21 protein-coding genes are annotated in these 26,735 nt (G+C 44.8%); 14 read left to right on the top strand and 7 right to left on the bottom strand.

The window, feature by feature from the left end:
- Positions 1-7: 7 nt before the first annotated feature.
- From OCV24_RS12375 to tldD, 3 genes are all read left to right on the top strand, one after another.
- On the top strand, positions 8-3,886 hold the full coding sequence (locus OCV24_RS12375; RefSeq protein WP_150878686.1) for a YhdP family protein: 3,879 nt from the start codon (positions 8-10) through the stop codon (positions 3,884-3,886).
- A 150-nt stretch (positions 3,887-4,036) separates the two neighbouring features.
- Positions 4,037-4,849 carry a carbon-nitrogen hydrolase family protein gene (locus OCV24_RS12370; protein ID WP_077679919.1) on the top strand — a complete coding sequence of 271 codons (813 nt, stop codon included), beginning with the start codon at positions 4,037-4,039 and terminating at the stop codon, positions 4,847-4,849.
- A 19-nt stretch (positions 4,850-4,868) separates the two neighbouring features.
- Entirely contained in the window at positions 4,869-6,314 is a 1,446-nt protein-coding gene (gene tldD, locus OCV24_RS12365; protein WP_046224508.1) for a metalloprotease TldD, read from the top strand.
- A 108-nt stretch (positions 6,315-6,422) separates the two neighbouring features.
- On the opposite strand, the gene OCV24_RS12360 is transcribed toward tldD, so the two are convergent.
- The gene (locus tag OCV24_RS12360; RefSeq protein ID WP_017055955.1) at positions 6,423-7,802 is read right to left on the bottom strand and encodes a PhoH family protein; all 1,380 of its coding nucleotides are present in this window, start codon (positions 7,800-7,802) and stop codon (positions 6,423-6,425) included.
- 467 nt (positions 7,803-8,269) lie between these two features.
- On the opposite strand from OCV24_RS12360, the gene rapA reads away from it, so the two are divergent.
- Positions 8,270-11,179 carry an RNA polymerase-associated protein RapA gene (gene rapA, locus OCV24_RS12355; protein WP_137008218.1) on the top strand — a complete coding sequence of 970 codons (2,910 nt, stop codon included), beginning with the start codon at positions 8,270-8,272 and terminating at the stop codon, positions 11,177-11,179.
- 92 nt (positions 11,180-11,271) lie between these two features.
- On the opposite strand, the gene OCV24_RS12350 is transcribed toward rapA, so the two are convergent.
- On the bottom strand, positions 11,272-12,549 hold the full coding sequence (locus tag OCV24_RS12350) for an NRAMP family divalent metal transporter (protein WP_150878684.1): 1,278 nt from the start codon (positions 12,547-12,549) through the stop codon (positions 11,272-11,274).
- A 159-nt stretch (positions 12,550-12,708) separates the two neighbouring features.
- Between OCV24_RS12350 and OCV24_RS12345 the strand changes: the two genes are divergently transcribed.
- Both OCV24_RS12345 and OCV24_RS12340 read left to right on the top strand, forming a co-directional pair.
- The gene (locus OCV24_RS12345) at positions 12,709-13,443 is read left to right on the top strand and encodes a pseudouridine synthase (protein WP_150878682.1); all 735 of its coding nucleotides are present in this window, start codon (positions 12,709-12,711) and stop codon (positions 13,441-13,443) included.
- Between the two features lie 37 nt (positions 13,444-13,480).
- Positions 13,481-14,443, top strand: a complete 963-nt coding sequence (locus tag OCV24_RS12340) for a D-2-hydroxyacid dehydrogenase (RefSeq protein ID WP_150878680.1) — start codon at positions 13,481-13,483, stop codon at positions 14,441-14,443.
- A gap of 133 nt (positions 14,444-14,576) precedes the next feature.
- Here OCV24_RS12340 and OCV24_RS12335 read toward each other — a convergent pair whose 3' ends face one another.
- From OCV24_RS12335 to argR, 4 genes are all read right to left on the bottom strand, one after another.
- On the bottom strand, positions 14,577-15,014 hold the full coding sequence (locus tag OCV24_RS12335; RefSeq protein ID WP_017055960.1) for a universal stress protein: 438 nt from the start codon (positions 15,012-15,014) through the stop codon (positions 14,577-14,579).
- 110 nt (positions 15,015-15,124) lie between these two features.
- On the bottom strand, positions 15,125-17,704 hold the full coding sequence (locus tag OCV24_RS12330; RefSeq protein ID WP_077679924.1) for a TRAP transporter permease: 2,580 nt from the start codon (positions 17,702-17,704) through the stop codon (positions 15,125-15,127).
- Between the two features lie 246 nt (positions 17,705-17,950).
- A complete protein-coding gene (locus OCV24_RS12325) occupies positions 17,951-18,919 on the bottom strand; it encodes a TAXI family TRAP transporter solute-binding subunit (RefSeq protein ID WP_017055962.1) in 969 nt (322 codons plus the stop codon).
- Positions 18,920-19,251: 332 nt separating this feature from the next.
- Positions 19,252-19,722 carry a transcriptional regulator ArgR gene (gene argR, locus OCV24_RS12320; RefSeq protein WP_017055963.1) on the bottom strand — a complete coding sequence of 157 codons (471 nt, stop codon included), beginning with the start codon at positions 19,720-19,722 and terminating at the stop codon, positions 19,252-19,254.
- A 332-nt stretch (positions 19,723-20,054) separates the two neighbouring features.
- Here argR and mdh point away from each other — a divergent pair, with 332 nt between their 5' ends.
- The gene (gene mdh, locus OCV24_RS12315; RefSeq protein WP_017055964.1) at positions 20,055-20,990 is read left to right on the top strand and encodes a malate dehydrogenase; all 936 of its coding nucleotides are present in this window, start codon (positions 20,055-20,057) and stop codon (positions 20,988-20,990) included.
- 128 nt (positions 20,991-21,118) lie between these two features.
- The gene (locus OCV24_RS12310) at positions 21,119-21,313 is read left to right on the top strand and encodes a hypothetical protein (RefSeq protein ID WP_017055965.1); all 195 of its coding nucleotides are present in this window, start codon (positions 21,119-21,121) and stop codon (positions 21,311-21,313) included.
- Between the two features lie 109 nt (positions 21,314-21,422).
- Here the strand turns inward: OCV24_RS12310 and ispB are convergent, their stop codons facing one another.
- A complete protein-coding gene (gene ispB / locus OCV24_RS12305; RefSeq protein WP_150878678.1) occupies positions 21,423-22,394 on the bottom strand; it encodes an octaprenyl diphosphate synthase in 972 nt (323 codons plus the stop codon).
- A gap of 268 nt (positions 22,395-22,662) precedes the next feature.
- Between ispB and rplU the strand changes: the two genes are divergently transcribed.
- The 6 genes from rplU (at position 22,663) to folA (ending at position 26,672) form a co-directional block, all read left to right on the top strand.
- Positions 22,663-22,974, top strand: a complete 312-nt coding sequence (rplU, locus tag OCV24_RS12300) for a 50S ribosomal protein L21 (RefSeq protein WP_004740823.1) — start codon at positions 22,663-22,665, stop codon at positions 22,972-22,974.
- Positions 22,975-22,993: 19 nt separating this feature from the next.
- Positions 22,994-23,251, top strand: coding sequence for a 50S ribosomal protein L27 (gene rpmA, locus OCV24_RS12295; RefSeq protein ID WP_004735905.1), 258 nt, complete (start codon positions 22,994-22,996; stop codon positions 23,249-23,251).
- A 324-nt stretch (positions 23,252-23,575) separates the two neighbouring features.
- Positions 23,576-24,748: an Obg family GTPase CgtA gene (cgtA, locus tag OCV24_RS12290; protein WP_017055967.1), complete on the top strand. Its 1,173-nt coding sequence runs from the start codon at positions 23,576-23,578 to the stop codon at positions 24,746-24,748.
- A 167-nt stretch (positions 24,749-24,915) separates the two neighbouring features.
- The gene (locus OCV24_RS12285; protein WP_017055968.1) at positions 24,916-25,683 is read left to right on the top strand and encodes a threonine/serine exporter family protein; all 768 of its coding nucleotides are present in this window, start codon (positions 24,916-24,918) and stop codon (positions 25,681-25,683) included.
- The gene (locus OCV24_RS12280) at positions 25,683-26,156 is read left to right on the top strand and encodes a threonine/serine exporter family protein (RefSeq protein ID WP_017055969.1); all 474 of its coding nucleotides are present in this window, start codon (positions 25,683-25,685) and stop codon (positions 26,154-26,156) included. Before OCV24_RS12285 ends, OCV24_RS12280 begins: the two co-directional genes overlap by 1 nt.
- A 36-nt stretch (positions 26,157-26,192) precedes the next feature.
- Positions 26,193-26,672, top strand: coding sequence for a type 3 dihydrofolate reductase (gene folA / locus OCV24_RS12275; protein WP_077679927.1), 480 nt, complete (start codon positions 26,193-26,195; stop codon positions 26,670-26,672).
- The last annotated feature ends 63 nt before the right edge of the window (positions 26,673-26,735 follow it).

The raw sequence follows: 26,735 nt of genomic DNA, 5'->3' as shown, positions 1-26,735 counted from the left end.
AAATTTTGTGAGCTCAAGCGTTACTCTGATTCTACGTGCATGTTTGTGGTTAGTGGTTACTATCTTAGTAACGCTAGCCATTGCCGTTACTACACTACGTGTAGCTTTACCCAATTTAAATAAGTATCAATCTGAGATTGAGCTTTGGGTAAACCAACATTCCGGCTTTGAGTTTTCTATTCAAGATGTGAGTGGTTTTTGGCGTAACACTCACCCTTCCATTGCACTACAAGGTGTTAAAGCCAGCCTTCCTAACGTAGAAGATACGACTTTTTCTGTAGAGCGTGTTGAAGTTGAGTTCGACTTGATTCAATCACTTGTTCAAATGCGTCCTGTGGTTGCCGATCTTGTGATGAATCAAATGTATCTTGATATACGTTCAGTTGAGCTGTTTCCTGACCGGAATGAAGATGATAAGAATCCAACGAAATCAAACACTTCAAAACGGGTTATACAAGAGCTAGATAATTTACTGTTGAAAACGCTGGTGGACGTGACCGCTACAAATTCAACTCTCGTATACCGCACGATTTCTGACGAAGAGCGTCAACTCGATATCGAAACATTAAAGTGGCAAAACTCCGGTAAACATCACCTGGCAGAGGGCGTGGTGAGTATTAAAGAAGCCAACCTAAACTCTTTGTCAGTGAGTGCTAACTTTGTCGATGGTGGCTCGTTAGCCGATGTTACGGGTGAGTTCTATGTCAGCGCTGATAGTATCTCGGTGAATCCGTGGCTAACGCATTATATGCAAGCTGAATCCGGCATTGAAAGCGGAACAGTGAGCCTCAATAGTTGGGTAACTCTGCGAAACAGTCAGCCTGTGAGCGCTTATGTTGAGGTATTGCCTTCTGAATTGACGTGGAACGAAGATGGTCAGCATGACTTGATGGTTGAGTCGGGCATCTTTAAGTTGGCTCCAGTCGATGATGGATGGCAAGTGAATGGTCACTCACTCAATTTAAGAACGGATTTCAGACCTTGGCCTGAGTTTGACGTTGCGTTTAAGTGGATTAAAGGTTCATGGCAACTCAACGTGTCTGAACTTGATATTGCAACCATTACCCCGCTGATTAAGTTGTTGCCAGATTCCGAGCAATCTACTCAAATGATTCATTCGTTGGCTCCAGGAGGCTCTGTTTCAGATATTCGTGTCTCGATGGGATCAGAAATGGAAAGCTTACGTTATTCAGCTCGCTTTTCTGACCTTGCAATCGAGCAATGGGAATTATTGCCAGGTTTTAGTCAAGTTTCCGGTAGTGTCTTTGGGTCGTTATCAGAAGCGAAAGCCAGCCTGAATGTTATTGACGATGTATTTCCTTATGGTGACGTATTTCAAGCCCCTCTGAATATCAAACAGGGTCAGGTTGATATTGTTTGGCAACAAGATGAAAACGGCTGGAAGCTTTGGTCTGACAAAGTCACGGCAGCCACGCCAGATCTACAAGTACTAGGCGCATTCCGCTTAGACTTCCCAAAAGATGCGAGCCCGTTCTTATCCTTTTATGGAGAAGCAGACGCTTACAACGTCGGTGAAACCTGGCGTTACTTACCAACGTTGGCACTTGGCCAAGACTTAACCGACTACCTTTCCACTGCTATCCAAGCAGGTAAAGCCGACACCGTTAAATTACTTTGGCATGGTGAATTAGCTCAATATCCGTATACCAATCATGATGGAATTTTCCAAGTTTGGGTTGGTTTAGAGGACGCTAAATTTAGCTTTGACACAAGCTGGCCATTGATCACTGACCTTCAGCTTGATCTACTGTTTGAAAATGCTGCGATGCATCTGGATTCTCGTTCAGCTCAATTGATGGATGTCACTGCAGATCGTATTACGGGGCGAATTCCTTATTTAGGGGAAGGCGGCCATATCGAAATTGAAGCTAAGGCGACAGCGTCAGGTAATGCGGTACGTGATTACATGACGGCTTCGCCATTAGTCGACTCTGTAGGAGCTGCCTTAACCGCACTTCAGGTCAGTGGTGATGTTTCTTCTGAATTTCAGCTTAATATTCCGTTTGACTCTGAAAAAGAACCAAGGGCTTGGGGTTATGCCGACCTGAATGGGAATCATGTTGAGATTGAAGCCCCGCCGATAGTGCTTGAAAATACCACTGGACGTATTGAGTTTGATAATGATGTGGTAACGGCACATGGCCTGGCGGCGGAGCTACTTGAGCAAGGGGTCTCGATTGACTTCAAAGGATTGAATGATGGCCCTGGTTATGCAGTCGATATCGATGTGTTAGGGGATTGGGACGTTAAGCCTCTAGAACCTTATATTGGAGAAAAGTGGTTAAGTCGCCTATCCGGTCATGCGTTATGGCAAAGTCAGATTGATATACAGCTCAATGATATCGGTTTTAGTTATCAATTGGATTTGCAGTCCGACCTTAAGTATCTGGCGAGTGATTACCCATATCCATTAGCGAAGAAATCTTTAGAAAGTGGCTCTGCGCGGTTGCAGGCATCGGGTAACCAAGAAGCTATTACTGCACGTTTACAGCTCCCTAGCACCAAATATCAGGCTGAGATTGATATTAAAGGTGATATTCCTGAGCTAACAGCCACCAGTTTAGTGCTTGGTCGTGGCGGTTATAAAATTAGCCCTGTTGTAGGGCATCATGCGTTAATTCGTACTGACAAATTCAATGCCGATGATTGGTTATCGGTCTTGATGAACTCCAGTAGCCAACCCTCAAATGCAGTGCTTAGCCAGATGGACACACCAAGCATTCCGGCACCAAGCCGTGTGACTTTCGAGAGTAAAGAGTTGATCTTAGGTGGTATTTCTTGGAACGATGTCGACTTTAGCGCTCGAAAGAATAAGCAAGCGTGGCAAATGGAAATCTCTAGCCAAGAGTTAGAAGGTGATATTAATTATCTCCCTCCTTATGATTTAACGGTTTCACTTGACCGTCTGCACTTATTCTTCCCTGAGTGGAGCGAGAAAACAAACCAAGAGACTCTGCTTCGACGAAAAGAGAAAGAGGCTCCATTGGTCTCTGAATTAGATAAAAAGGTTCATGATTCGATGCCCAACTTGACGATGACACTTAACGACTTTTGGTTGCAAGGTTATAAGGTCGGCAAGGTGGACGTCGAAATGACCAGAAAAGAAGATCGCATTGAGTGGAACAAGATTCAGGTTCGAAGTGGCGGCAACAAAGCGGATGTAAGTGGTTGGTGGAAGCTGAAAGGCGACACAAGCCATTCATCCTTAACCGTTGATTTTGAAGGTGAAAACAATAGTGAGTTAATGGAGCGTTTTGGAATCACTTCCGGGATTCAAAAAGCACCTTTTGCGTTAGAGGGGAAGCTGGACTGGGATGGTTCACCTTGGGGGATCAAAATAGATACCCTTAGTGGTAATGTTGAAACTCAGTTTGGTAAAGGCATTATTTCTGATGTAAGTGGTGCCGCCCGCTTACTGGGTTTGTTTAGCTTAGATTCCATACTTCGTAAGATGCAACTCGATTTCTCAGACGTGTTTGATAAAGGCATGGCATTCAATAGCATCACAGGAACTGGCGAGATCCAAAATGGTATCTTCCTGACTAATGATCTGAATATGGATGCGGTCGCGGGTGAGATGAAGATCAAAGGCATCGCTAACCTCAATACTCGTCAGGTTGATGCTGAGGTGAACTTTACTCCCGATATTACCTCGGGTATTCCTGTGTTAACAGCCTTTGCGGTCACCCCACAAACCGCTTTGTACGTATTGGCGGTGACGACGGTTATTTCGCCTGTGGTTGAGGTATTTACTCAAGTTAACTACTCGGTTAAAGGGCCCTTGGAGTCGCCAACGGTGAGTGAGCTTTCCCGTAGTTCTGGTGAGTTCAAATTACCAGAGAAGCTGAGAAAGTTGGCGCAATAGACGTTAGTACACGAGTTGTTTATTGGCGAGTTAGTTAATTGATGAGCTAGTTAAATGACGAGCTAGTGAAGACGGCCGTCGTTTAATAGGGTAAGTGGTTAATACGGTCAATGCTGGTTTCTGAATCAAATGAATGGAGGAGTAATACGCATGGATTGTGTTGGATTGATTCAAATGACATCTGGCCCTAACCCTGAGCTAAACTTTGATTACCTTGTTCAAGAAGTGGCAAAGTGCAAAGCTTTAGGGGCTAAGTGGGTGGTTTGCCCTGAAAACGCGTTAGTTTTTGGTAGCAAGGCTGATTATCACAAATATGCGGAACCTTTAAATAATGGTCCATTGCAAAATAAACTGTCTGAGTTAGCAAAACGTCATCGAGTTTGGATCGTAGTTGGCAGTATGCCAATAAGTACGACAGAAGGTGTGACGACCACAACCTTAGTGATTGATGACTTTGGCAGTTTAGTGGCTCACTACGACAAGTTACACATGTTCGATGTTGATGTCGCTGATGCACACAAGTGTTATCGAGAGTCCGATATTTTTGCGCCGGGTGATCGAGTTGTGACAACAGAAACGCCTTTTGGTCGCTTAGGTTTGAGTATTTGTTATGATGTGCGCTTTCCTCACTTGTATTCAGAATTACGCAAGCAAGGTGCGCAAATTATAGTTGTACCCGCAGCGTTTACCGCAGTGACAGGTCAAGCGCACTGGGAAGCATTATTGAGGTGCCGTGCGATCGAAACACAGTCGTGGGTTGTCGCGGTGGGGCAAGGGGGGAAGCATCCTTGCCAAAGAGAAACATGGGGACACTCAATGGTGGTTGATCCATGGGGACGAGTGGTCTCACAGTTAGGCCAAGATCCTAAAAGTATGGTGGTTGAGATAGACACATCCAGTTGCGAATCTATTAGGCAAAATATGCCAATCGCGCAACACTCTCGATTTACCAATCAATTTTAATTACAAACAAGAGCCATTTATGAGCATTAATCAAATTGAAGAAGCGCTACTGAACCCAACAGGGCTTACGGAGCAGAATATCGCAGATACATTGGCGAGCATTGCTACCCGCCAAATTGATTATGCTGATATCTACTTTCAGTCAAGCTGGCACGAGTCTTTAGTGCTAGAAGACAGCATTATTAAAGACGGCTCTTTCAATATCGATTGCGGTGTTGGCGTTCGTGCAGTATCGGGTGAAAAAACCGGTTTTGCTTACGCGGATCAAATCCAATTGGATGGACTTAAACAGAGCGCGATTGCGGCTCGTGGTATCGCTAAGCAAGGCCAAAACGGCAAGGTACAGGCTTTCAAACGTAACTCTAACCAAGCTTACTATGACGCGGTAAACCCACTAGCAAGCTGGGAAAAACAGCAAAAGACAGAACTGCTTAAAGCGCTTGATGCTTACATTCGTACTAAAGAGCCGATGGTGACTGAAGTATCGGTAAGCCTAAGCGGTGTGCATGAGCAGATGCTGGTTGCCGCGACTGACGGCACTTACGCTGGTGATATTCGTCCACTAGTTCGATTATCGATTAGCGTGCTTGCTCAGAAAGGCGATCGCCGTGAACGCGGTAGCGCGGGTGGTGGTGGCCGCTTTGGTTACGACTTCTTCCTAAGTGATGACAACGGTACTCAAGTTGCTTACCAATTTGCTGACGAAGCGATTCGTCAAGCTCTCGTTAACCTTGAAGCGGTGGCTGCGCCTGCTGGTGCAATGCCTGTTGTCCTTGGTTCTGGTTGGCCGGGCGTTCTTCTACACGAAGCAGTAGGCCACGGTTTAGAAGGTGACTTCAACCGTAAAGACTCTTCGGTATTTTCTGGTAAAGTTGGCGAGCAAGTAACGTCAAGCTTATGTACGATTGTCGATGACGGCACATTGACCGATCTTCGTGGTTCATTGAATGTGGATGATGAAGGTGTTAATGGTCAGTACAACACGCTAATCGAAAACGGTATCCTAAAAGGCTACATGCAAGATAAGCTGAACGCTCGTCTAATGGGTGTGGCACCGACAGGTAATGGTCGTCGTGAGTCTTACGCGCATCTTCCAATGCCACGTATGACCAATACATACATGCTACCGGGTGAGCACACGCCGGAAGAGATCATTGCTACGGTTGAGAAAGGCATCTACGCGCCGAACTTCGGCGGTGGTCAGGTTGATATCACCTCTGGTAAGTTTGTGTTCTCTGCTTCTGAAGCGTATATGATTGAAAACGGTAAGATCACCCACCCTGTGAAGGGCGCAACGCTGATCGGTTCTGGTATTGAAGCAATGCAGCAAGTGTCTATGGTCGGTAATGACCTAAGCATCGACCGTGGGGTTGGCGTGTGTGGTAAGGCAGGTCAAAGTGTGCCCGTCGGTGTTGGTCAACCAACTTTAAAGTTAGACTCGCTAACCGTTGGTGGTACTGAGTAATTCAGGCTAATCTCTGCCAATTTACTTTAAGATATTAAATTGAAAAGCGCCTCCAATGTGAGGCGCTTTTTGTTTTTAGATTACTGATTCAGTGAGCGTATAGAGTCACTACATGTTCTCTTCAGCAAACTCTGCCAGTCGGCTACGTACTACACCGTTGAGGTGGATATTGGCGCTGCCTTCGAAGTTTTTAAAACGCTCGACCATATAGGTTAAGCCAGAAGTCACAGGGGTTAAGTAAGAAGAATCTATCTGTGCTAGGTTACCAGAACAGACAATCTTGGTGCCTTCACCACAACGGGTGATGATGGTTTTGATTTGTGATGCGGTCAGGTTCTGACACTCATCCAGAAGCACAAAGGCATTCTGGATTGAACGGCCACGCATAAAGTTAATCGATTTGAACTGAATGTTGGCTTTGTCACAGATGTATTTCATTGACCCTTCGGTGCAGTGGTCATTCTTGTGCAGTGCTTCGAGTGTATCGGTCACCGCGGCCAACCAAGGCAACATCTTCTCTTCTTCGGTACCCGGAAGGAAACCAATCGACTCACCGATATCCGGTGTATTTCGGGTTACGATGATCTTATCGAACTGTTTACGTTCGATGGTTTGTTCAAGCGCAGCAGCCATGGCTAACAGTGTCTTACCACTACCCGCGGCGCCGGTGAGAATTACCAGATCAATATCAGGGTCGAGCAGGGCATCGATCGCCATACCTTGATAGATGTTCTTTGGTGTAATGTCCCATGCTCTGCGATTCATTAAGCGTTCTCGGCTTAGATCGCGAAGCGTGATCGTTTCGGACTCAATCTCTTCGACTCGAGCGGCAAAGTCACTCTCTTCGTCAATCACATATTGATTGAGGAAGGTGGGCTCGAAAGGGGCTCTTGCTAGAGTGTGTAACGTCTTTCCCCCTAGAGCCTTACTCTCGACATTATCAATGCCATCCCAAAATGCCCCTTCGAGTTGTTGAAAGCCTTTGGTGAGGTATTGGATGTCATCAATCAGCTGATCGGTTTGATAATCTTCAACAAAGCGAACACCAGCGCCTTTGGCTCGTAAGCGCATGTTGATGTCTTTGGTGATGAGAACCACTTCGCGTGGTGCGCGTTTATTCTGAAGATAGAGGACAGCGTTGAGGATTCGGTTATCACCTGCCTTATCGTCGGCGAAGGCCTTAATGCTTTCTTGAAGTTCGTAGTCAGCGAGTATGGAAATACTGCCGGATGCGTTTATTTCTTTAGAGAAAGGAATGCCTTCCGAGATTTGATCGGGTGTGGTTTCCCTGAACAAGTCTTCGAGCGTGCGAATCGCAATTCTCGCGTCTCGAGCAACGTCTCTTTTACTGTCTTTGATTCTGTCGAGTTCTTCTAGCACTGTCATGGGGATAACGACATCGTGCTCTTGGAAAGAAAATATAGCGAAGGGTTCGTGAAGTAGAATATTGGTGTCTAAAACAAATAGCTTCCGGTTGGTCTCGCCCATAGCATCTCCTTGCCGACATGCGGCTTGCCTTGCATTCATTGAACGTAGATAAAGCTCATATAAAGATTAGTATCTGATTCTGCAGATAGTCAACTACTTACCTAAACTTCATCTTGAGGAACAGCGCCATATCGTTGTCGATGGATATGACGTATTCGTCTGAGAGCAGCAATCTGCTACCTATAGATTAACCATGATTTTTTTACAGTTTGATTGCACTAGCGAAAACAGAAAAAAAGCATGAAATCATTGCCTTTAGGCGTGACCTAAATCACAGCATCGAGTAAGATTAGCGACCTTTTTCTGCACCATTTCCTCAAGATATTTATTATCTAGAGCGCACTTAAAAAGTGGCTGCAAACTAGGCGTTTTTGGCTATATTTTCAGTTCGGGAGTGAGAACGCTCGTGTTTAAAAATGCAGTTAAAAAAGACCAAATTCCAACTATAAGATTGAGGTAGTCGATTCATGACATTTGCTTTGGGGCAACGCTGGATAAGCGATACGGAGAGCGATTTAGGTTTAGGTACCGTTGTAGCAATGGATGCTCGCACAGTGACACTAATGTTTGCAGCGTCAGAAGAAAACCGTGTCTATGCACGTACTGATGCTCCCGTAACCCGAGTAACGTTTAATGTAGGCGATGTCATCGAATGCCAAGAAGGTTGGTCTCTGTCTGTCGAAGAAGTTATCGAAGACAAAGGGCTGTTAACCTACTTAGGTACTCGCGAAGATACCCAAGAAACAGAAGTCACTCTGCGTGAAATCTTCTTAAGCAACCAGATCCGCTTCAACAAGCCACAAGACAAGCTATACGCAGGTCAAATCGACCGTATGGATAACTTTGTGCTGCGTTATCGTGCGCTGAGCAATCAGTACCAACAACACAAGAGCCCTATGCGTGGCTTGTGTGGTATGCGTGCTGGCTTAATTCCTCATCAGCTGTACATTGCTCATGAAGTGGGTCGCCGTCATGCTCCACGTGTTTTACTGGCCGATGAAGTGGGTTTAGGTAAAACCATCGAAGCGGGCATGATCATCCACCAACAGGTGTTGTCTGGCCGTGCTGAACGTATTCTGATTGTGGTGCCTGAAACTCTGCAACACCAATGGTTAGTTGAGATGATGCGCCGTTTTAATCTGCATTTCTCTATCTTTGACGAAGAGCGTTGTATTGAAGCGTTTGCTGAATCAGACAACCCATTCGATACCCAGCAATACGTTCTGTGTTCTTTGGATTTCCTACGTAAGAGCCGTAAGCGCTACGAGCAAGCACTTGAAGGTGAGTGGGATCTTTTGGTTGTCGATGAAGCACACCATCTTGAGTGGAGCCAAGACAAACCAAGCCGCGAATACCAAGTGGTTGAAGGATTAGCTGAAAATACTTCTGGCGTACTGCTACTGACAGCAACCCCTGAGCAATTGGGTCGTGAGAGTCACTTTGCACGTCTGCGCCTGCTGGATCCTGATCGCTTCTACGATTTCGAAGCCTTTGTTGAAGAAGAAGACCAATACGCCCCTGTTGCTGATGCAGTAACGGCACTGTTTTCTGGTGTGAAGCTGGAAAACAGCGCGAAGAATCAGATAACAGAGCTACTTTCTGAGCAAGATGTAGAGCCCCTATTCCGCATTATCGAAGGTGATAGCAGCGAAGAAGAGCAAGCACTAGCTCGCCAAGAACTGATTGATAACCTTATGGATCGCCACGGCACAGGTCGTGTTCTATTTAGAAACACACGTGCGGCTATCAAAGGCTTCCCTAAGCGTAACGTAAACCTACTGCCGATGGACATTCCAACGCAGTACACAACGTCGATGCGTGTATCGGGCATGATCGGTGGCAAGATGGCTCCAGAAGCTCGTGCAATGAAGATGCTGTATCCAGAAGAGATCTTCCAAGAGTTTGAAGGTGAAGATTCAAGCTGGTGGCAGTTCGACTCACGTGTTAACTGGTTGATTGAAAAGATCCAAGATAAGCGCAGCGAAAAGATCCTAGTGATCGCATCACGTGCAAGTACTGCTTTGCAATTAGAGCAAGCACTGCGTGAGCGCGAAGGTGTACGTGCAACCGTATTCCATGAAGGCATGTCGATTCTAGAGCGTGATAAAGCGGCGGCTTACTTTGCTCAAGAAGAAGGCGGCGCTCAGGTTCTTATCTGTAGTGAGATCGGTTCTGAAGGCCGTAACTTCCAATTCGCTAACCAATTAGTGATGTTCGATCTACCGTTCAACCCTGACTTGCTTGAGCAACGTATTGGTCGTTTGGACCGTATCGGTCAGCTACGTGATATCGACATTCATGTCCCTTACCTAAAAGGCACATCACAGGCGATCCTTGCGCGTTGGTTTGATGAAGGTCTGAATGCGTTCGCTGAGACCTGTCCAACGGGGCGCACGGTTTACGACAAGTACTCTGATGTACTTATCGAAATGCTGGCTTCTGGTAATACAGAGCAGCTTGATGAAGTGATTGAAGAGTCTGCCAAGCTAAACCAAAGCCTAAAAGCGGATCTAGAGAAAGGCCGAGATCGCCTGCTAGAGATGCACTCAAACGGTGGCGACAAAGCGCACGACATTGCAGAGAAGATTGCATCGACTGATGGCGATACTAACTTAGTAACGTTTGCACTGAGCCTGTTCGACACGATTGGTTTGAACCAAGACGACAAGGGTGAAAATGCGCTAGTTGTGACACCATCTGAGCACATGATGGTACCAAGCTACCCAGGTTTACCTTATGAAGGCGCAACCATCACGTTCGACCGTGATACCGCCCTTTCTCGTGAAGACATGAACTTCATCAGCTGGGAACACCCAATGATTCAAGGCGGTATCGATCTGCTACTGAGTGAAGGTGTTGGTGCGTCAGCGGTATCACTGCTGAAAAACAAAGCGTTGCCTGTAGGTACTATCCTGCTTGAACTGGTTTACCTTGTGGATGCGCAAGCACCGAAACGCAGCGGTATCAGCCAGTTTTTACCTAAAACGCCAATTCGCTTGATGATGGATGGCCGTGGTAACGATTTATCTGCTCAGGTTGAATTCGATAGCTTTAACCGTCAGTTAAGCCCGGTAAACCGTCACTTAGCAAGTAAGCTAGTAAATTCGGTACAAGGTGAGATTCACAAGCTTATCGAAGCGGGTGAGACGCATGTACTTCCGAAAGTGGAAGAAGTGCGTGAACAAGCTCAACGAGACATGCAGACTAATCTAAACGGTGAATTAGAGCGTTTACAAGCGCTTAAAGCGGTTAACCCTAATATTCGTGATGAAGAGCTAGAGGTTATCGAAGCTCAAATCAATGAACTGACCGGTTACATCAGCAAAGCTCAAGTTCAGCTAGATTCATTACGCTTGATTGTGGTTTCTCACAACTAATTTTGAATCAGCGAAATGCTTTAACAAAAGAAGGCCTTCATCATGAAGGCCTTCTTTTTATCTCGCGTTTGAAAGGTGTAAGAGCCGAGGAATTACATTAACCACTTCCACCAAACAAATACCGCTAGGAAGCCAAATAGGTAAACAAGACCCGCAACTGACAACCATTTCAGTTTTGCACCAATCGCCAGCGCTTCTGGTAGTTTGGCTTTGCTTACCAAAATGAAGTTAAGCAGAGCGAAGAAGGGTGTCGTTGCAAACGCAAGCACCATCGCAAAATCAAGCATTGTCATCAATGCGGCACTGAAGAACATCACAATTGCGAGTGCTGTGATAGATACGATAACGATCCAACCCTGTAGCATTTTTGGGCTGCTTTCTTTTTTAAGCAATAGACGTTGTGATTCAGCAAGCACGCGTGAGTAGCCGTCGATAACGGTAATCGTACTACCAAAGATACAGAAGAAAGCGATAAGAGCGATCAGTGGGCGAGACCATTCCCCAATGGTAGAGGCGTAAATGCCGACTAATTGATGAGTGAAGCCAACGCCAGAACCAGACAATTCAACACCTGAACCGTGAAGGACCAGAGCGCCTAAAGCAACAAATACCAGTGCCAGCAATGCCGTGCCAATATAACCTATATTGAAGTCGAACAGCGCTGATTGAGCGGTTACTTCTTGTTTCTCTTTTTGGCTCTTTAGCCACATTGAAGTGATGCTTGAGATCTCGATAGGCGCCGGCATCCAACCCATGGTTACCACGATAAAGCCGATAGCAGCCAATGACCAAGGCGACGGTGGAACAAAAGCCGCGTCAGGCTCGACTGGAGATCCGATAGCAATGGCAACCGCGGCTAAGGTTGTGATGGTCAGGATCGCCATGATTGCTTTAGATAGGGTGTCAAGCGCACGATAATGGCCAGCAAACAGAATGATCAAACAGGTTGCTAGTACGATCATGCAAAGCGTGCTAGTCGCTAGATCAAAAGGAACAAAGTAGCTAAGTAGGCTCGCACTGAATAGTAACAAAGCAGCCGTGTTCACGACGGCGGAAATGGCGCTCAGCATCGAAAAGATCACTAGATATGGACGGCCTAGGTTAGAGTAACCTTCAACTAAACTTTGACCTGTGCCTAGCGTATATTGAATGCCAGCTCTAAAAAATGGGTACTTAAATATATTAACGAGGATAATAAGAGCAGCGAGCTGCCAGCCATAAATGGCACCAGCTTTGGTTGAGGCTACTAAATGAGAGCCTCCCACCGCCGCCGCAGCCATCATGATACCTGGGCCAAGAGACTTAATTAAGCTTGATAGGGGAGTAGAGGTTTGTGCTTTTTTTGTGGTTGTTTTAACCGTACTTTCCATTATTTTTCCTTTAATGCTGACTTCTTATTTTCCATTCCCCCTATCAATACCATGTTTTGTAAAGTCGTCAACTTTTATGTACGAAAATGTTGAAAATCGTATTTATTAATAAACGAGTTAACCATAAGTTATTTATTCACCAGCAATTAAGAGGCTCCAATGGCGTTAGAAGAGTACACACCACCACGTGAACCGTGGATTGATATTGTTTATCAAGATGACGATATTCTTGTGGTGAACAAGCCAGCAGGTCTGCTTTCTGTGCCGGGGAGATTACCAGAGCATTACGACAGTATGTGGAGTCGGCTGGTTGAGGAGTTTGCTGATATTCAAGTCGTGCATCGATTGGATATGTCGACATCGGGCTTGATGCTGCTCGCTAAACACAAACACGCTGAGCGCCATTTGAAGAAGCAATTCCAATATCGGCTGACCCATAAGCTCTATTACGCACGAGTATGGGGAAAGGTAGAAGGAAAGGAAGGCGTGATCGACCTTCCGCTTATTTGTGATTGGTCAAACCGCCCTCGTCAGAAAGTGTGTTTTGACGAGGGAAAACCATCACAGACTCGGTATGTGGTGGAGCAAGAAGACGCTCAAACGACCTTATTGAAGTTATTGCCGATTACCGGTCGTTCTCATCAGCTGCGTGTGCATTGTATGGAAATAGGTGCGCCTATTGTTGGCGACGAGTTTTATGCAACGCCAGAAGCGTTTGAGTATAGCGATCGGCTGGCTTTGCATGCGTGTGAACTGAGCTTCTATCATCCAGCGACTAATCAACGCTTCAAAATCTTTGTTCCTTGTGAGTTTTATCCTCAAGCTTTACCACAAATTGAACAGCACTTTGAAATTGCGCCAGAGCTTCCAGACTACAGTAAGCTAAAAGCTTAGAATAAGACCATTCAATCGACTGAACCAAGGAAGTACAATGCCGAAGTTGAAAGTGGTTTTTCTCGACCGAGCCACCATCCCATCTCAAATTATTTTAAAACCTCTTAGCTTTGAGCATCAGTGGGTTGAGTATAATTTCACCGCGCCAGAGCAAGTGTCTGAGCGAATTGAGGGAGCGGATATCGTGATCACCAATAAAGTGGTGCTCAGTGAATCGAATTTGGCTCAAGCACAACAGCTTAAGCTCATAGGCGTTTCAGCGACGGGTGTGAACAATGTCGATGTTGGCTACTGTAAAAGTAACAACATCGCAGTGGCTAACGTACAGGGCTACGCGACTCAATCGGTACCGGAACATGTTATCGCGATGCTATTTGCGTTAAAGCGTAACCTCGTTGGTTATCATCAAGATATTGAAGCGGGAGAGTGGCAAAAGGACAAGCAGTTCTGCTTTTTTACTCATCCGATTCAAGATGTGGCGGGTAGCACATTCGGCATAATGGGCAGTGGTAGCTTAGGGCAAGCAACCGCGATACTAGCGAAAGCCATTGGCATGAACGTCATCTTTGCTGAGCGTAAAGGGGCTGAATCTTGTCGAGAAGGGTACCTGCCTTTTGAGACTGTGTTGCAGCAAGCGGATGCGATCAGCTTACATTGTCCGTTGACCGAAGCGACTCGAAACCTGATTTCAGAGCGAGAGTTAGCAATGATGAAACCAAGCACGGTACTAATTAATGCTGGGCGTGGTGGGTTAGTGGATGAGCAAGCCTTAGTTGAGGCTTTGAAAAATCATGAGATAGCCGGCGCGGGGATGGATGTGTTCACACAAGAACCGGCAGACAACTCGAATCCACTGTTAGCTAACAGTCGCTTACCTAATTTACTGCTGACACCTCACGTGGCATGGGGGAGTGATAGCTCCATTCAAAAGCTGTCTGATATCTTAATGGATAACATAGATGGGTTTGTTGCGGGTAAGCCACAAAATCTCGTTGGTTAATTGAGCTTGTATTCAGCACTCTGTGCTTGATGACGTAGAAATAAAAAAGGTTGGCTTTTAGGCCAACCTTTTTAAGTCTTTTATTTCAGCTCGACAGGGCTTAGTAGCGTACTAGCTTATTAGCTAGGAGCCATTAGCCTTGAGGCTTAACTACCAATACATTGATTGGCGAGTTCTGTACCACTTTGCTCGCAACAGAACCAAGCATAACTTTGTCAATTTTTGAACGCTTATGACTTGGCATCACGATAAGGTCGGCGCCAAGCTTTTCTGCGTAATCTAGAATTGTTGTGTAAGCCTTGCCTTCGGCAACGTGAACCTTATACACCACATTATCGTCGATGTGTTTGTTTGCAAACTCTTTGAGCTGGTTTTTAACATCAATCTTCATTTGGTTCGCCGCATCTTTCGGGAAGTAAGATGCAACCATTGACATGTGAATGCCCGGTAGTACGTTTAAAATATGTATTTCAGCATTACTGTGTTTTGCGTGCCATACCGCTAGCTCGACTGCTTTATCAGAAAAGCCTTTGTCGTTAAGATCGACAGGAACAAGGATTTGTTTATACATGTCTTCGTCTCATTTTAAGCAGCGCCCAGTCGTATTCCCCAAGCGCTGTCATTATCTTTTCCATGTAATCAAAAAGCCAAATAGAGTTGAGCGCTACCTGGCTCTATCCATTACGCGCTAATCTCATCCTTACGAGCACGTCGTCTTTGGTTCATCGCTAAACCAATTAAAATGAGTAGGGCCGGTAAGAATACCCACTCTTTCATTGGTCGTTCTGCATCTTGGATTACAGATTTAATTTCCCAATCAAAGTCAATTCCAGCGGCTTCAGCTGGGCTACCAAATTCAACCATATCGACAATCATCTTGCCTTCAGTTTCTGTCAGCATTAAACCCATTGAAGCTATGCGGTCTTCACTTGTTGTTGCAGAATCTTCAAATGGAAGACGAACTGTTTTCTCAGAATAATCGCCTTCTAAGTTCTCGCCACCCACTCTTAACTCCACAGATTGTCCCACAGATAGGTTTTCTGTGATTTGAGCTATCTCAACTCCAGGTGAAAGAACTTTCGCTGGATAGATCATGTCCCACCAGAAACCAGGGCGGAAGAACGAGAAAGTCAGAACCAACAATAGTATTGTTTCCCACCACTTGTTTTTGGTAAACCACCAACCTTGTGTAGCTGCGGCAAAGATAAGTACCGCAGTCACAGAAGATAAGATGGTTAGCGCTAAATGCCACCATGAGTCAATGCCCATCAATAGTAGCTGAGTGTTGAAAATAAACATGAATGGTAAGATCGCAGTACGGATATCGTAGGTGAAACCTTGAATACCTGTGCGAATTGGATCTGATTTCGCAATCGCTGCCGCTGCAAAAGCAGCGAGACCAACCGGAGGCGTATCATCCGCAAGAATCCCGAAGTAGAACACGAACAAGTGAACGGCAATCAGTGGAATGATTAGGCCGTGTGCTGCGCCTAGGGTAACAATTACTGGGGCCATCAGTGTTGATACAACGATATAGTTTGCTGTGGTTGGTAAGCCCATGCCTAAGATTAAGCTGATTACCGCAGTAAATAGCAGCATAAGAATGATGCTACCACCTGAGATAAATTCAACGAAGTCGGTCATCACAAGGCCGATACCGGTCAGCGTTACCACACCAACAACCGTACCAGCAGCCGCTGTTGCGACACCGATACCTATCATGTTACGTGCGCCTGAAACTAAACTCTCTGCTAAGTCAACGAAGCCCGCTTTAGTTTGTTCAGCAAGATCGTTTGATTTGTTCATCAGAGTCATTAAAGGACGTTGAGTGAGCAAAATAAAGATCATGAATACCGTTGCCCAGAAGGCAGAAAGACCTGGAGAGAATCGCTCTACAGTCAGACACCAAACAAGAACCACGATAGGCAGTAAGAAGTGCAGGCCAGATTTAATGGTTGGGCCTGGATCTGGTACTTCGGTTAGTTCGGCATCGATGTCCATGCCGCCTTCAGCGGCGTATTTTGCAGATACACGAACTAGAGCAACATAAGCAATCAATAGCGCAACTGTCACTATTGGTGTCGCTGCATCGCCAAAGACATCTTTTGTCCAGCCGACACCGTAGTAAACAGCAGCACTGATCACACATAGCCCAAGAATGGTACCTGTGAACGAAAGCAGGCTGTGCAATATCGTTGGCGTGTGGCGGCGAGGTAGGCCTGTCATACCTGCTTTACATGCTTCTAAGTGAACAATGTAAATTAGGGCGATGTAAGAAATAAGAGCGGGTAATAGCGCTGCTTTAATAACCTCGACGTATGAGATACCTACATATTCGACCATTAAGAAGGCCGCGGCACCCATGATTGGTGGGGTTAATTGACCATTGGTTGAAGCGGCAACTTCTACAGCTCCGGCTTTTTCACCTGAGAATCCTACTCTTTTCATTAGAGGGATCGTGAAAGTCCCCGTCGTTACCACGTTAGCAATAGATGAGCCAGAAACTAGACCGGATAGGCCAGATGCTACAACGGCTGCTTTTGCTGGGCCGCCTTTCATGTGGCCAAGCAGTGAGAATGCAACCTTGATGAAGTAAGCACCAGCGCCAGCACGTTCTAGCATTGCACCAAACAGTACAAACAAGAATACAAATGACGTTGATACGCCAAGAGCTACACCGAATACACCTTCTGTTGTTAACCACAAATGCGACATCGCCTTATTTAGGCTCGCCCCTTTATGGGCAATAACGTCTGGCATGTGTGGGCCGCCAAAGGTGTAAAGTAGGAATACTGCTGCCACAACCATAAGAGGTGGACCCAAAGCGCGTCGTGTTGCTTCCAGCAGTAGAACCATACCAATGACAGCCGCAACAATATCGAATGTTGTCGGGGCCCCCGAACGACCGGCAAGCTCAGTATAGAAAATATAAATATAAGAAGCTGAAAAACTACCAGCAAGTGCTAATACCCAATCGACTGCAGGGATGCGATCCCGAGGCGAGTTCTTCAAAGCTGGGTAAGCGGTAAAAGCTAGAAAAATAGCAAACGTCAGGTGAATTGCTCGAGCTTCGGTATCATTTAAAATAGCGAAGTTAAAAATAAACGGTAGCGGAGATGCATACCAAAGTTGGAACAGTGACCAACATAAAGGCACAAACCATAAAATACGGCCTTGGATACCGCGAGGGCTACGCGCACCAGTGTCTGATTGTGCCACCATTTCTTGCACATCTGGAGACGGTGATGTTGTCTGCGTCATGTACTTTATCCTTATTATTGATGGTCTGCCTTTCTTGAGAACAACGAGACGTTACTTACTCCCTATCTAGTGTAGTGAACTGGTAGGGAAATGCGTCTTTGTTTGTCTTAGGCTTGATATGAAGGTAAGTCCTCCAATTTGGAGAAACTTAAAGGATTGTCATTTTTCTCTTAGGTTATTTTTATAAACATGAAAAGCCAATAAGGAGGGCGTGCCTCCTTATTGGTTGAGTAGGTTTAAGTAGAGTTACTTAAGAAGACCTACTTCTTTGTAGTATTTTACTGCACCAGCATGAAGTGGGATGGAGATACCCGCTTTAACCATGTCTTCTTTCTTCAGGTTTGCAAATGCAGGGTGTAGGCGCTTGAAAGTGCTGAAGTTTTCAAATACAGCCTTAGCAACGTTGTATGCCACTTCTTCAGAAACGTCTGAAGTTGTTACCATAGTTGCAGCAACACCGAAGCTATTTACGTCAGCGTCTGTACCACGATACATACCTGCTGGAACTGTACTGTATGCGTAATATGGGTTTTCAGCGACGATTTTGTCGATCTGAGGACCAGTTGCTGAAACCAATTTTGCATCACAAGACGTTGTTGCTTCTTTGATTGATCCGTTCGGGTGACCAACCATGTAGATGAATGCATCAATCTTGTTATCACAAAGTGCTTGTGAACGCTCAGAACCTTTCAGTTCAGAAGCAAGTTTGAAGCTGTCATTAGTCCAACCCATAGCGTCCATTACAACACCCATGGTTGCACGGTCACCAGAGCCTGGGTTACCAATGTTTACACGCTTACCAGCTAGGTCAGACACATTGTTGATACCAGCATCGGTACGAGCGATGATGTTGAACGGTTCTGTATGTAGAGAGAACATAGCGCGAAGTTTCTTGTATTCGCCCTGATCTTTAAATTTACTTGTACCGTTGTAGCCGTGGTATTGCCAGTCCGATTGAACAACACCGAAATCTAGTTCACCAGCACGGATAGTGTTAACGTTGTATATTGAACCACCAGTAGACTCTACAGAACAACGGATGTTGTGGTCTTTGCGGCCCTTGTTCACTAGTTTACAAATTGCACCACCAGTAGGGTAGTAAACACCTGTAACTGAACCAGTACCAATTGTGATGAACTCTTGAGCGTTAACTGCGCCAGCGCCCATTACAGCTGCTGCAATAGCACCAACTTTAACAAGTTTGGTAAATGCCATGAATTTCCCTTCCTTTACTCATTATTAACCCTGAAACAAGTGTAGTCGTTTCTGGAGTTTCCTATTTGGAAACGGCATCTTTTTCAATCCATGTGATGAAAAAGTGTCTGAATAATATCAAAAATTGGCAGAAAATTACTCAAATGTTAAAAGATATAGCTAAAAAATCTAACAAATGATGCATAGATCTCATGTTTAATTTGCTATTGAGCTTTTTAAAATCAATGACTTAGTGTTATTGGCTTAGGGGGAGGTAGATATTCTAGGATGTGATTCGGATCACGAAGTAGATAGATATTCGTGATCCATTAATGCAATTGATAGCTGTGAAATTACCCAGCGTATTCAAACAGTTCGCAAACGGAATCAAACAGTTGCTTAGTCGTCACTGCTAAGGTTGGAGTAATAAAGATAGTGTCATCGCCCGCAACTACGCCCAGTATGCCTTCTGACTTACCTAATGAGTCTAGCAAGCGAGCAATAAGTTGTGCGGCACCAGGACCCGTGTGTATCACAACTAACGCATTGTTGTGATCAATATCCAGTACTAATTCTCTAAGAGAGCTAGAAACGGTTGGAACCCCAAGCTCAGCAGGAAGGCAGTAAACCATTTCCATTTTTGCGTTACGAGTTCGAACTGCACCAAACTTGGTTAACATACGCGAAACTTTAGATTGATTGATGCTTTCAAAGCCTTCGTGTTTGAGGGCATCAACAATTTCACCCTGCGATCCAAAACGTTCTTCTTTTAATAACGATTTAAAAGCGCGAACTAAGTTGTCTTGTTTTTCTGTATTGCGCATATGTCATTCTTATTCATTAACAAATATATTTGCATATTCTCGCATACATATTCAGATTTAGCCAAAATATCCCAACGATTTGTTAGTCATATCACTGTAAATATTTAATAGAATAATGTGTTATTTACGGCGGCTTATTTTGTTATTTCAGTCAATTATCGCCATAATGCGAATTCGCTGTGTAGCACGGTTTTATTGACTTGCGCGAAGTCGCAAAGCTGGCGTTAATTGATTGTAATCACTTTGTGATTAATATAGTTTTTTAACGATAATTTAGCTCAAGCACTACCCTACCCAAAATTTATAAGAGAAAGCTCTCAAGGAGAATAACAATGAAAGTAGCTGTTATTGGTGCCGCTGGTGGCATCGGTCAAGCCCTAGCCCTACTACTTAAGAACCGCCTACCTGCTGGTTCAGATCTTGCACTTTACGACATTGCACCGGTTACTCCGGGTGTCGCTGCTGATCTTAGCCATATCCCAACGCCTGTTTCGATCAAAGGTTATGCGGGTGAAGATCCAACACCAGCACTGGAAGGTGCGGATGTTGTGCTTATTTCTGCGGGTGTTGCTCGTAAGCCGGGTATGGATCGTGCGGATCTTTTCAATGTGAATGCTGGTATTGTTAAGTCTCTTGCAGAGAAAATTGCAGTTACTTGTCCTACTGCTTGTGTTGGTATCATCACTAACCCAGTAAATACTACAGTGCCAATTGCTGCTGAAGTTCTTAAGAAAGCGGGCGTTTACGATAAGCGCCGTTTGTTCGGTATTACGACTCTCGATGTGATCCGCTCTGAAACGTTTGTTGCTGAATTGAAAGGTAAAGATCCAAGCGACATCCGTGTTCCTGTTATCGGCGGTCACTCTGGGGTTACGATCCTTCCTCTGCTATCTCAAGTTGAAGGTGTAGAGTTCACAGACGAAGAAATTGCAGCGCTAACAACTCGTATCCAAAATGCGGGTACTGAAGTCGTAGAAGCGAAAGCTGGCGGCGGCAGTGCAACACTATCGATGGGTCAAGCAGCTTGTCGCTTCGGTCTTGCTTTAGTGAAAGCGCTTCAAGGCGAAGAGAACGTAATTGAATGTGCATACGTTGAAGGTGAAGGCGAGCACGCACCGTTCTTCGCACAACCAGTGAAACTAGGTAAAGAGGGCGCAGAAGCGATCCTTAGCTACGGTGAGTTGAGCGACTTCGAGCGTAATGCATTAGATAGCATGCTAGAAACGCTAAATGGCGATATTGAGATTGGTGTTGAATTCGCTAAGTAAGCGATACAGCATTTAATTCAGTTTAAAATCGTTAGTTAATAGAGCCGATCATTATGGTCGGCTTTTTTGATCTTAGCATTGGTCCCATTCGTAAATAGTGTTTTAAAGATACGAGTGGAGCAACAGCGATGAGCCGTATTCAAAAAGGAATGAACGTACATTTTCATTTAGGTCGTTTGGGAAAGATCCTAGTTATAGATGAACAAGAACAATTTGCCTTGATCGAGTCTTATAACAGCCACGAGCAGTATGCTGTGCCGCTGGCAGAGATAGAAGAAGTTGAAGCTCAGCTTCCATTGTCGCTAGAATCGAGTCGCTATTGAAACTGGTTCGGATACCAATTTTGTTAGGATAAAAAAAAGAGCCCTAAGGCTCTTTTTGTCTATCTATATAAGACAGTGCTTTTAAGATGGAGTATTCATCTTAACTCGGTTACTTACTGCGTTTAACGGCCAAGTGTGCGAGGGTTATTAGGGCTTGCTTATATTCGGAATCAGGAACTACGGATAGTTCAGCAATCGCTTTATCTGCTTCTTCATACGCCTTATTTGTCGTGTATTCCAAAGAGCCTGTCTCTTTCATTACAGACATAATGTCGTCGAGACGTTCCATCCCGTTGGCTTTTTCAATCGCTTCACGAATCATACTCGCTTGTACTGGAGCAGCGTTGTGCATAGCGTACAATAGAGGCAGTGTTGGTTTGCCTTCAGCAAGATCGTCACCAACGTTTTTACCCATCTCTTTACCATCAGCAGTGTAATCCATCACATCATCAATCAGTTGGAATGCAGTGCCTAGGTATTTACCGTAGTTTTGCATTGCCGTTTCGACTTCAGGTGAAGATCCTGAAAGAATTGCGCCGATTTGTGTCGCAGCCTCAAATAAGCGAGCGGTCTTAGAGTAGATCACCTGCATGTAGTTTTCTTCTGTGGTATCCGGATTGTTGCAGTTCATCAATTGTTGAACCTCACCCTCGGCAATCACGTTTACCGCTTCACTCATTAGCTCAAGGATCTTTAAGGATCCTAAGGTTGTCATCATTTGGAACGAACGAGTGTAAATAAAGTCACCAACCAAAACACTAGCGGCATTACCAAAAGCGGCATTGGCTGTGGCTTTACCGCGTCTCATATCCGATTCGTCGACGACATCATCATGAAGCAGAGTGGCGGTGTGAATAAACTCAATAAAGGCTGCAGAAGTAATATGAGCTTCACCTTGATAACCAAGTGCGCGAGCAGATAAAAGAGCAAGCAAAGGGCGTAGGCGTTTGCCACCACCGCTAACGATATAAAAACCAAGCTGGTTGATTAAACTTACGTCAGAATTAAGTTGGGCTTGAATTGTTTCATTCACTTTTGCCATATCATTGGCAGTAAGCGTTTGGATAGCTTTAAAATCCATTGTTCATCCGGCTGAAGTTAGACCCTGTAAGGCTTATACGTTGTGTTTAATTGTTGAATAATACACTAAAAAACGTTGATTAATACATCACTTAAAGGCATGATTGCCGCACTTTTCTTTGGCGAACAGGTTTTCGCCAATTTTTTAAAAATATGGCTTGTCATAGCGGCATGATTCCCGTAGAATCTGCGCCCTATTGATTAGTTTAGCGCACACCCGAGTTGTACAAATAACAACCATAGGCTGTGCGGAAAAAGCGGAGTAAAATATGTACGCTGTTTTCCAATCTGGTGGCAAACAACACCGAGTAAGCGAAGGTCAAACACTTCGTTTAGAGAAATTAGACGTTGAAACTGGTGCAACTGTTGAATTTGATAAAGTTCTTCTTGTTGCTAACGGCGAAGAAATCGCTGTTGGTGCACCTCTTGTTGAAGGTGGCAAGGTTACTGCAGAAGTAGTACAACACGGTCGTGGCGATAAAGTAAAAATCGTTAAGTTCCGTCGTCGTAAGCACTCGCGTAAGCAAGCTGGTCACCGTCAGTGGTTCACTGAAGTGAAAATCACTGGCATTAACGCTTAAGTATTAGGAGAGTTTAACAATGGCACATAAAAAAGCTGGCGGTTCTACTAATAACGGCCGCGATTCAGAAAGCAAACGTCTTGGTGTTAAGCGTTTTGGTGGTGAATCTGTTCTTGCAGGTAACATCATCGTTCGTCAACGTGGTACTAAGTTCCACGCTGGCACAAACGTTGGCATCGGTAAAGACCATACTCTTTTCGCTCTTACTGAAGGTAAAGTGAAATTTGCAGTAAAAGGTCCTAAAAACCGTAAGTTTGTAAGCATCGAAGCTGAGTAATTTAATCTTTAACTAGATTATTTTATTAGCTTTCAAGCTGAATTCAAAAGCCCTGCCGATTCGGCAGGGTTTTTTATTTATAGCGAGAATAAAAAAGTAGATGCTCTTGCTTTGGTTTTGAGAAGCCGTTTGATTTTTGATAAACAGTTTGGTTTGTTAGAAGTCACTTGTTTTTTTTATAAACAGAAAGCAAAGAACCTCTCCTTATTTGTTCCCTGATTGCAGATCGATCTAGATCTTAGGTGATCGATCTAAACTCGGATCTGCTAGAATTTATATCACTCCTTGGTGAGTGGTAACGCAACGTAAGTGCGGAGTTGAAAAATGAAATTCGTTGATGAAGCGGTAGTAAAAATAGAAGCCGGTGATGGCGGTAATGGTACAGTAAGTTTTTGGCGCGAAAAGTTCGTCGCTAAAGGTGGCCCAGATGGCGGTGACGGTGGCGATGGTGGTGATGTCTACATCCAAGCAGATGAGAACTTAAATACACTGATCGATTATCGCTTCCAACGTTTCTACAACGCAGAACGTGGTGAAAACGGTCGTGGTGGTAACTGTACGGGTAAACGTGGTAAAGACACGACACTGAAAGTGCCTGTAGGTACTCGTGCCGTTGATATCCACACTAATGAAATTGTTGCTGAAGTTGCTGAACACGGCAAAAAAGTAATGGTGGGTAAAGGTGGTTGGCACGGTCTTGGTAATACGCGTTTTAAGTCGTCTGTTAACCGCGCCCCTCGTCAAAAGACAATGGGTACTAAAGGCGAAGTTCGCGAACTACGTTTAGAGCTTCTTCTGCTCGCTGATGTTGGTATGCTTGGCCTACCAAACGCAGGTAAATCTACCTTTATTCGTTCAGTATCTGCAGCGAAACCAAAAGTAGCGGATTATCCGTTCACCACTTTGATCCCAAGCTTGGGCGTAGTGAGTGTGGTTCCTGAGAAGAGCTTTGTCGTTGCCGATATCCCAGGTCTAATCGAAGGCGCAGCCGATGGCGCTGGTCTTGGTATTCGCTTCTTGAAGCACCTTGAGCGTTGCCGTGTTCTGCTACACATGATCGACATCATGCCTATCGATGGTTCTGATCCTATTCAGAATGCGCTGACGATTATTGATGAGCTTGAACAATACAGTGAGAAAGTGGCACAGAAGCCTCGTTGGTTAGTGTTCAACAAAGTTGACCTAATGCCTGAAGAAGAAGCAGACGAAAAGATTCAAGAAATCATCGATGCTTTGGGTTGGGAAGACGAGTACTTCAAGATCTCTGCTGTGAACAAAATCGGCACCAAAGATCTTTGCTTCAAGCTCGGTGAGTTTATGGAAAACCTACCTCGTGAAGCTGTAGAAGTGGAAGAAGAAGAAAAAGTGGACTTTATGTGGGATGACTACCATAAAGATGCAATGAGTGGTAAGAATGTCGTTACTGAAGATGGTGATGACTGGGATGATTGGGATGACGAAGAAGATGACGGCCATGTTATCTATGTTCGTGACTAATCCTCGCCGTTTCTTATGAGCACTTTGGGCGCTTTTTCTCAGATAGGCTGATAATTTTATTAAACCGCAATGAAAATTGCGGTTTTTTTGTATCTGCATCATTATGTACTTCCTATGTTTAATGCAAAATTTATCTCTATATATTTAACGCCTATGGGAAGGGAATCATGGCATCAAAGCAAAGAGCGATCTCAAGACTCGTCGCTCAATCAGGACAAATGCTACTAGCACATGGTGCCGAAAGCACACTGGTTGGCGATATCATGCGTCGTATTGGTATCGCTTGTGGAGTAGATGAAGTAGAAGTCGCACTATCAGCCAATGCGCTTGTTGTGACAACGATGATGGATGATCACTGTATTACCACCACTCGAAGCTGTGCTGACCGGGGTCTCAACATGCAGGTGATCACTGATATTCAGCGAGTTTGTATCATGATGGAGAAGGGGATTCTCGATTATGGACTGGCCTATAGAAAGATCCAAAAGATTAGCCCTGAACGCTACAATCGCTGGTTAGTTGTCATTATGATAGGTTTTTCGTGTGCTTCTTTTAGCCGCCTTGCTGGTGGAGATTGGCAGGTATTCATGATGACTTTTATTGCTTCAGCCTGCGGTATGATCGTCAGACAAGAGATTGGTCACCGTCACTTCAATCCGTTATTGAACTTCGCTATCACAGCCTTTGTTACTACTACTATTTCTGCTCAAGCGGTGCTTTATAATATTGGAGGCCAACCCACAATAGTGATGGCATCTTCAGTATTGATGCTAGTGCCGGGTTTTCCTCTCATTAATTCTGTTGCCGATATGCTTAAAGGTCATATCAATATGGGGTTAGCCCGTTTTACCATGGCCAGTTTATTAACTCTGGCAACCAGTTTAGGTATTGTCGCAGCGATGAGCCTGTCAGGTGTATGGGGGTGGGTGAGTTAATGAGTCTTTTTGAATTGTTGGTTGGTTTGCTCAATGATATGTTTTTTGCGGCGGTACCAGCGGTAGGGTTCGCTCTGGTCTTTAATGTTCCGCAGAGAGCCTTAATTTATTGTGCGTTAGGAGGCTCTATTGGCCATGGTAGCCGTTATTTGATGATGCACTTCGGTATTCCTATCGAATGGGCGACATTCTTTGCCGCGACATTGGTTGGCATGATAGGGGTACAGTGGTCGCATAAGCTGTTAGCGCACCCTAAGGTATTTACGGTTGCAGCCTTGATTCCTATGGTCCCAGGCGTGTTTGCCTTTAAGGCTATGATTGCGATGGTTGAAATTAACCGAGCTGGGTACAGCCCTGAATTACTCGCTATTTTGATGGAGAACTTTTTAAAATCGATGTTCATTATCGCTGGGCTGGCGATTGGCTTAGCGGTGCCTGGGCTGTTATTCTACCGCCGTAGACCTATCGTTTAGCGTTAATTTTCTTTTTAAGAACAGGACTTTCGATTTATGATCATCAGTATGATAGCAGCAATGGCAGACAATCGTGTCATTGGTAAAGACAACCAGATGCCATGGCATTTGCCTGCGGATTTCGCATGGTTTAAACGCTCTACAATGGGAAAACCAGTAGTGATGGGGCGTAAGACCTATGAGTCGATTGGACGACCTTTACCTGGTCGATTGAATGTTGTAATCAGTCGTGATGAGAATTTGAAAATTGAAGGTGTGACAACCGTTACTTCGATAGAACAAGCTTTAGATCTAGTCAGTGATGTTGAAGAGGTAATGATCATTGGTGGTGGTTCGATTTATGAAACTTGCTTACCTAAAGCTGACAAGCTTTACCTTACTTATATCGATTTAGCCGTTGATGGTGATACAAAGTTCCCTGATTGGGGAGAAGGTTGGAAGCAGAGCTTTAATGATACCTACCAAGCGGATGAGAAAAACAAACACAATATGGAATTTGTGATCCTTGAGCGTTAACTGTGGTTATTAATAGTTAGGTTCTGAAAAATACTTGCGTTACTGGTTCAGTAGCGCAAGCTT

The organism is Vibrio kanaloae, from assembly GCF_024347535.1.
Classification (GTDB): Bacteria; Pseudomonadota; Gammaproteobacteria; order Enterobacterales; family Vibrionaceae; genus Vibrio; species Vibrio kanaloae.
This window is presented reverse-complemented; position numbering and strand designations above follow the sequence as displayed.

What these genes read in the sequence shown, in the direction of transcription:
- rpmA (WP_004735905.1), top strand. Translation starts at nt 22,994, where the DNA reads ATGGCACATAAAAAAGCTGGCGGTTCTACTAATAACGGCCGCGATTCA.
- ispB (WP_150878678.1), bottom strand. Translation starts at nt 22,394, where the DNA reads ATGGATTTTAAAGCTATCCAAACGCTTACTGCCAATGATATGGCAAAA.
- tldD (WP_046224508.1), top strand. Translation starts at nt 4,869, where the DNA reads ATGAGCATTAATCAAATTGAAGAAGCGCTACTGAACCCAACAGGGCTT.
- cgtA (WP_017055967.1), top strand. Translation starts at nt 23,576, where the DNA reads ATGAAATTCGTTGATGAAGCGGTAGTAAAAATAGAAGCCGGTGATGGC.
- rplU (WP_004740823.1), top strand. Translation starts at nt 22,663, where the DNA reads ATGTACGCTGTTTTCCAATCTGGTGGCAAACAACACCGAGTAAGCGAA.
- folA (WP_077679927.1), top strand. Translation starts at nt 26,193, where the DNA reads ATGATCATCAGTATGATAGCAGCAATGGCAGACAATCGTGTCATTGGT.
- OCV24_RS12285 (WP_017055968.1), top strand. Translation starts at nt 24,916, where the DNA reads ATGGCATCAAAGCAAAGAGCGATCTCAAGACTCGTCGCTCAATCAGGA.
- OCV24_RS12350 (WP_150878684.1), bottom strand. Translation starts at nt 12,549, where the DNA reads ATGGAAAGTACGGTTAAAACAACCACAAAAAAAGCACAAACCTCTACT.
- OCV24_RS12280 (WP_017055969.1), top strand. Translation starts at nt 25,683, where the DNA reads ATGAGTCTTTTTGAATTGTTGGTTGGTTTGCTCAATGATATGTTTTTT.
- argR (WP_017055963.1), bottom strand. Translation starts at nt 19,722, where the DNA reads ATGCGCAATACAGAAAAACAAGACAACTTAGTTCGCGCTTTTAAATCG.
- OCV24_RS12370 (WP_077679919.1), top strand. Translation starts at nt 4,037, where the DNA reads ATGGATTGTGTTGGATTGATTCAAATGACATCTGGCCCTAACCCTGAG.
- OCV24_RS12345 (WP_150878682.1), top strand. Translation starts at nt 12,709, where the DNA reads ATGGCGTTAGAAGAGTACACACCACCACGTGAACCGTGGATTGATATT.
- OCV24_RS12360 (WP_017055955.1), bottom strand. Translation starts at nt 7,802, where the DNA reads ATGGGCGAGACCAACCGGAAGCTATTTGTTTTAGACACCAATATTCTA.
- mdh (WP_017055964.1), top strand. Translation starts at nt 20,055, where the DNA reads ATGAAAGTAGCTGTTATTGGTGCCGCTGGTGGCATCGGTCAAGCCCTA.
- OCV24_RS12340 (WP_150878680.1), top strand. Translation starts at nt 13,481, where the DNA reads ATGCCGAAGTTGAAAGTGGTTTTTCTCGACCGAGCCACCATCCCATCT.
- OCV24_RS12310 (WP_017055965.1), top strand. Translation starts at nt 21,119, where the DNA reads ATGAGCCGTATTCAAAAAGGAATGAACGTACATTTTCATTTAGGTCGT.
- rapA (WP_137008218.1), top strand. Translation starts at nt 8,270, where the DNA reads ATGACATTTGCTTTGGGGCAACGCTGGATAAGCGATACGGAGAGCGAT.
- OCV24_RS12325 (WP_017055962.1), bottom strand. Translation starts at nt 18,919, where the DNA reads ATGGCATTTACCAAACTTGTTAAAGTTGGTGCTATTGCAGCAGCTGTA.
- OCV24_RS12330 (WP_077679924.1), bottom strand. Translation starts at nt 17,704, where the DNA reads ATGACGCAGACAACATCACCGTCTCCAGATGTGCAAGAAATGGTGGCA.
- OCV24_RS12335 (WP_017055960.1), bottom strand. Translation starts at nt 15,014, where the DNA reads ATGTATAAACAAATCCTTGTTCCTGTCGATCTTAACGACAAAGGCTTT.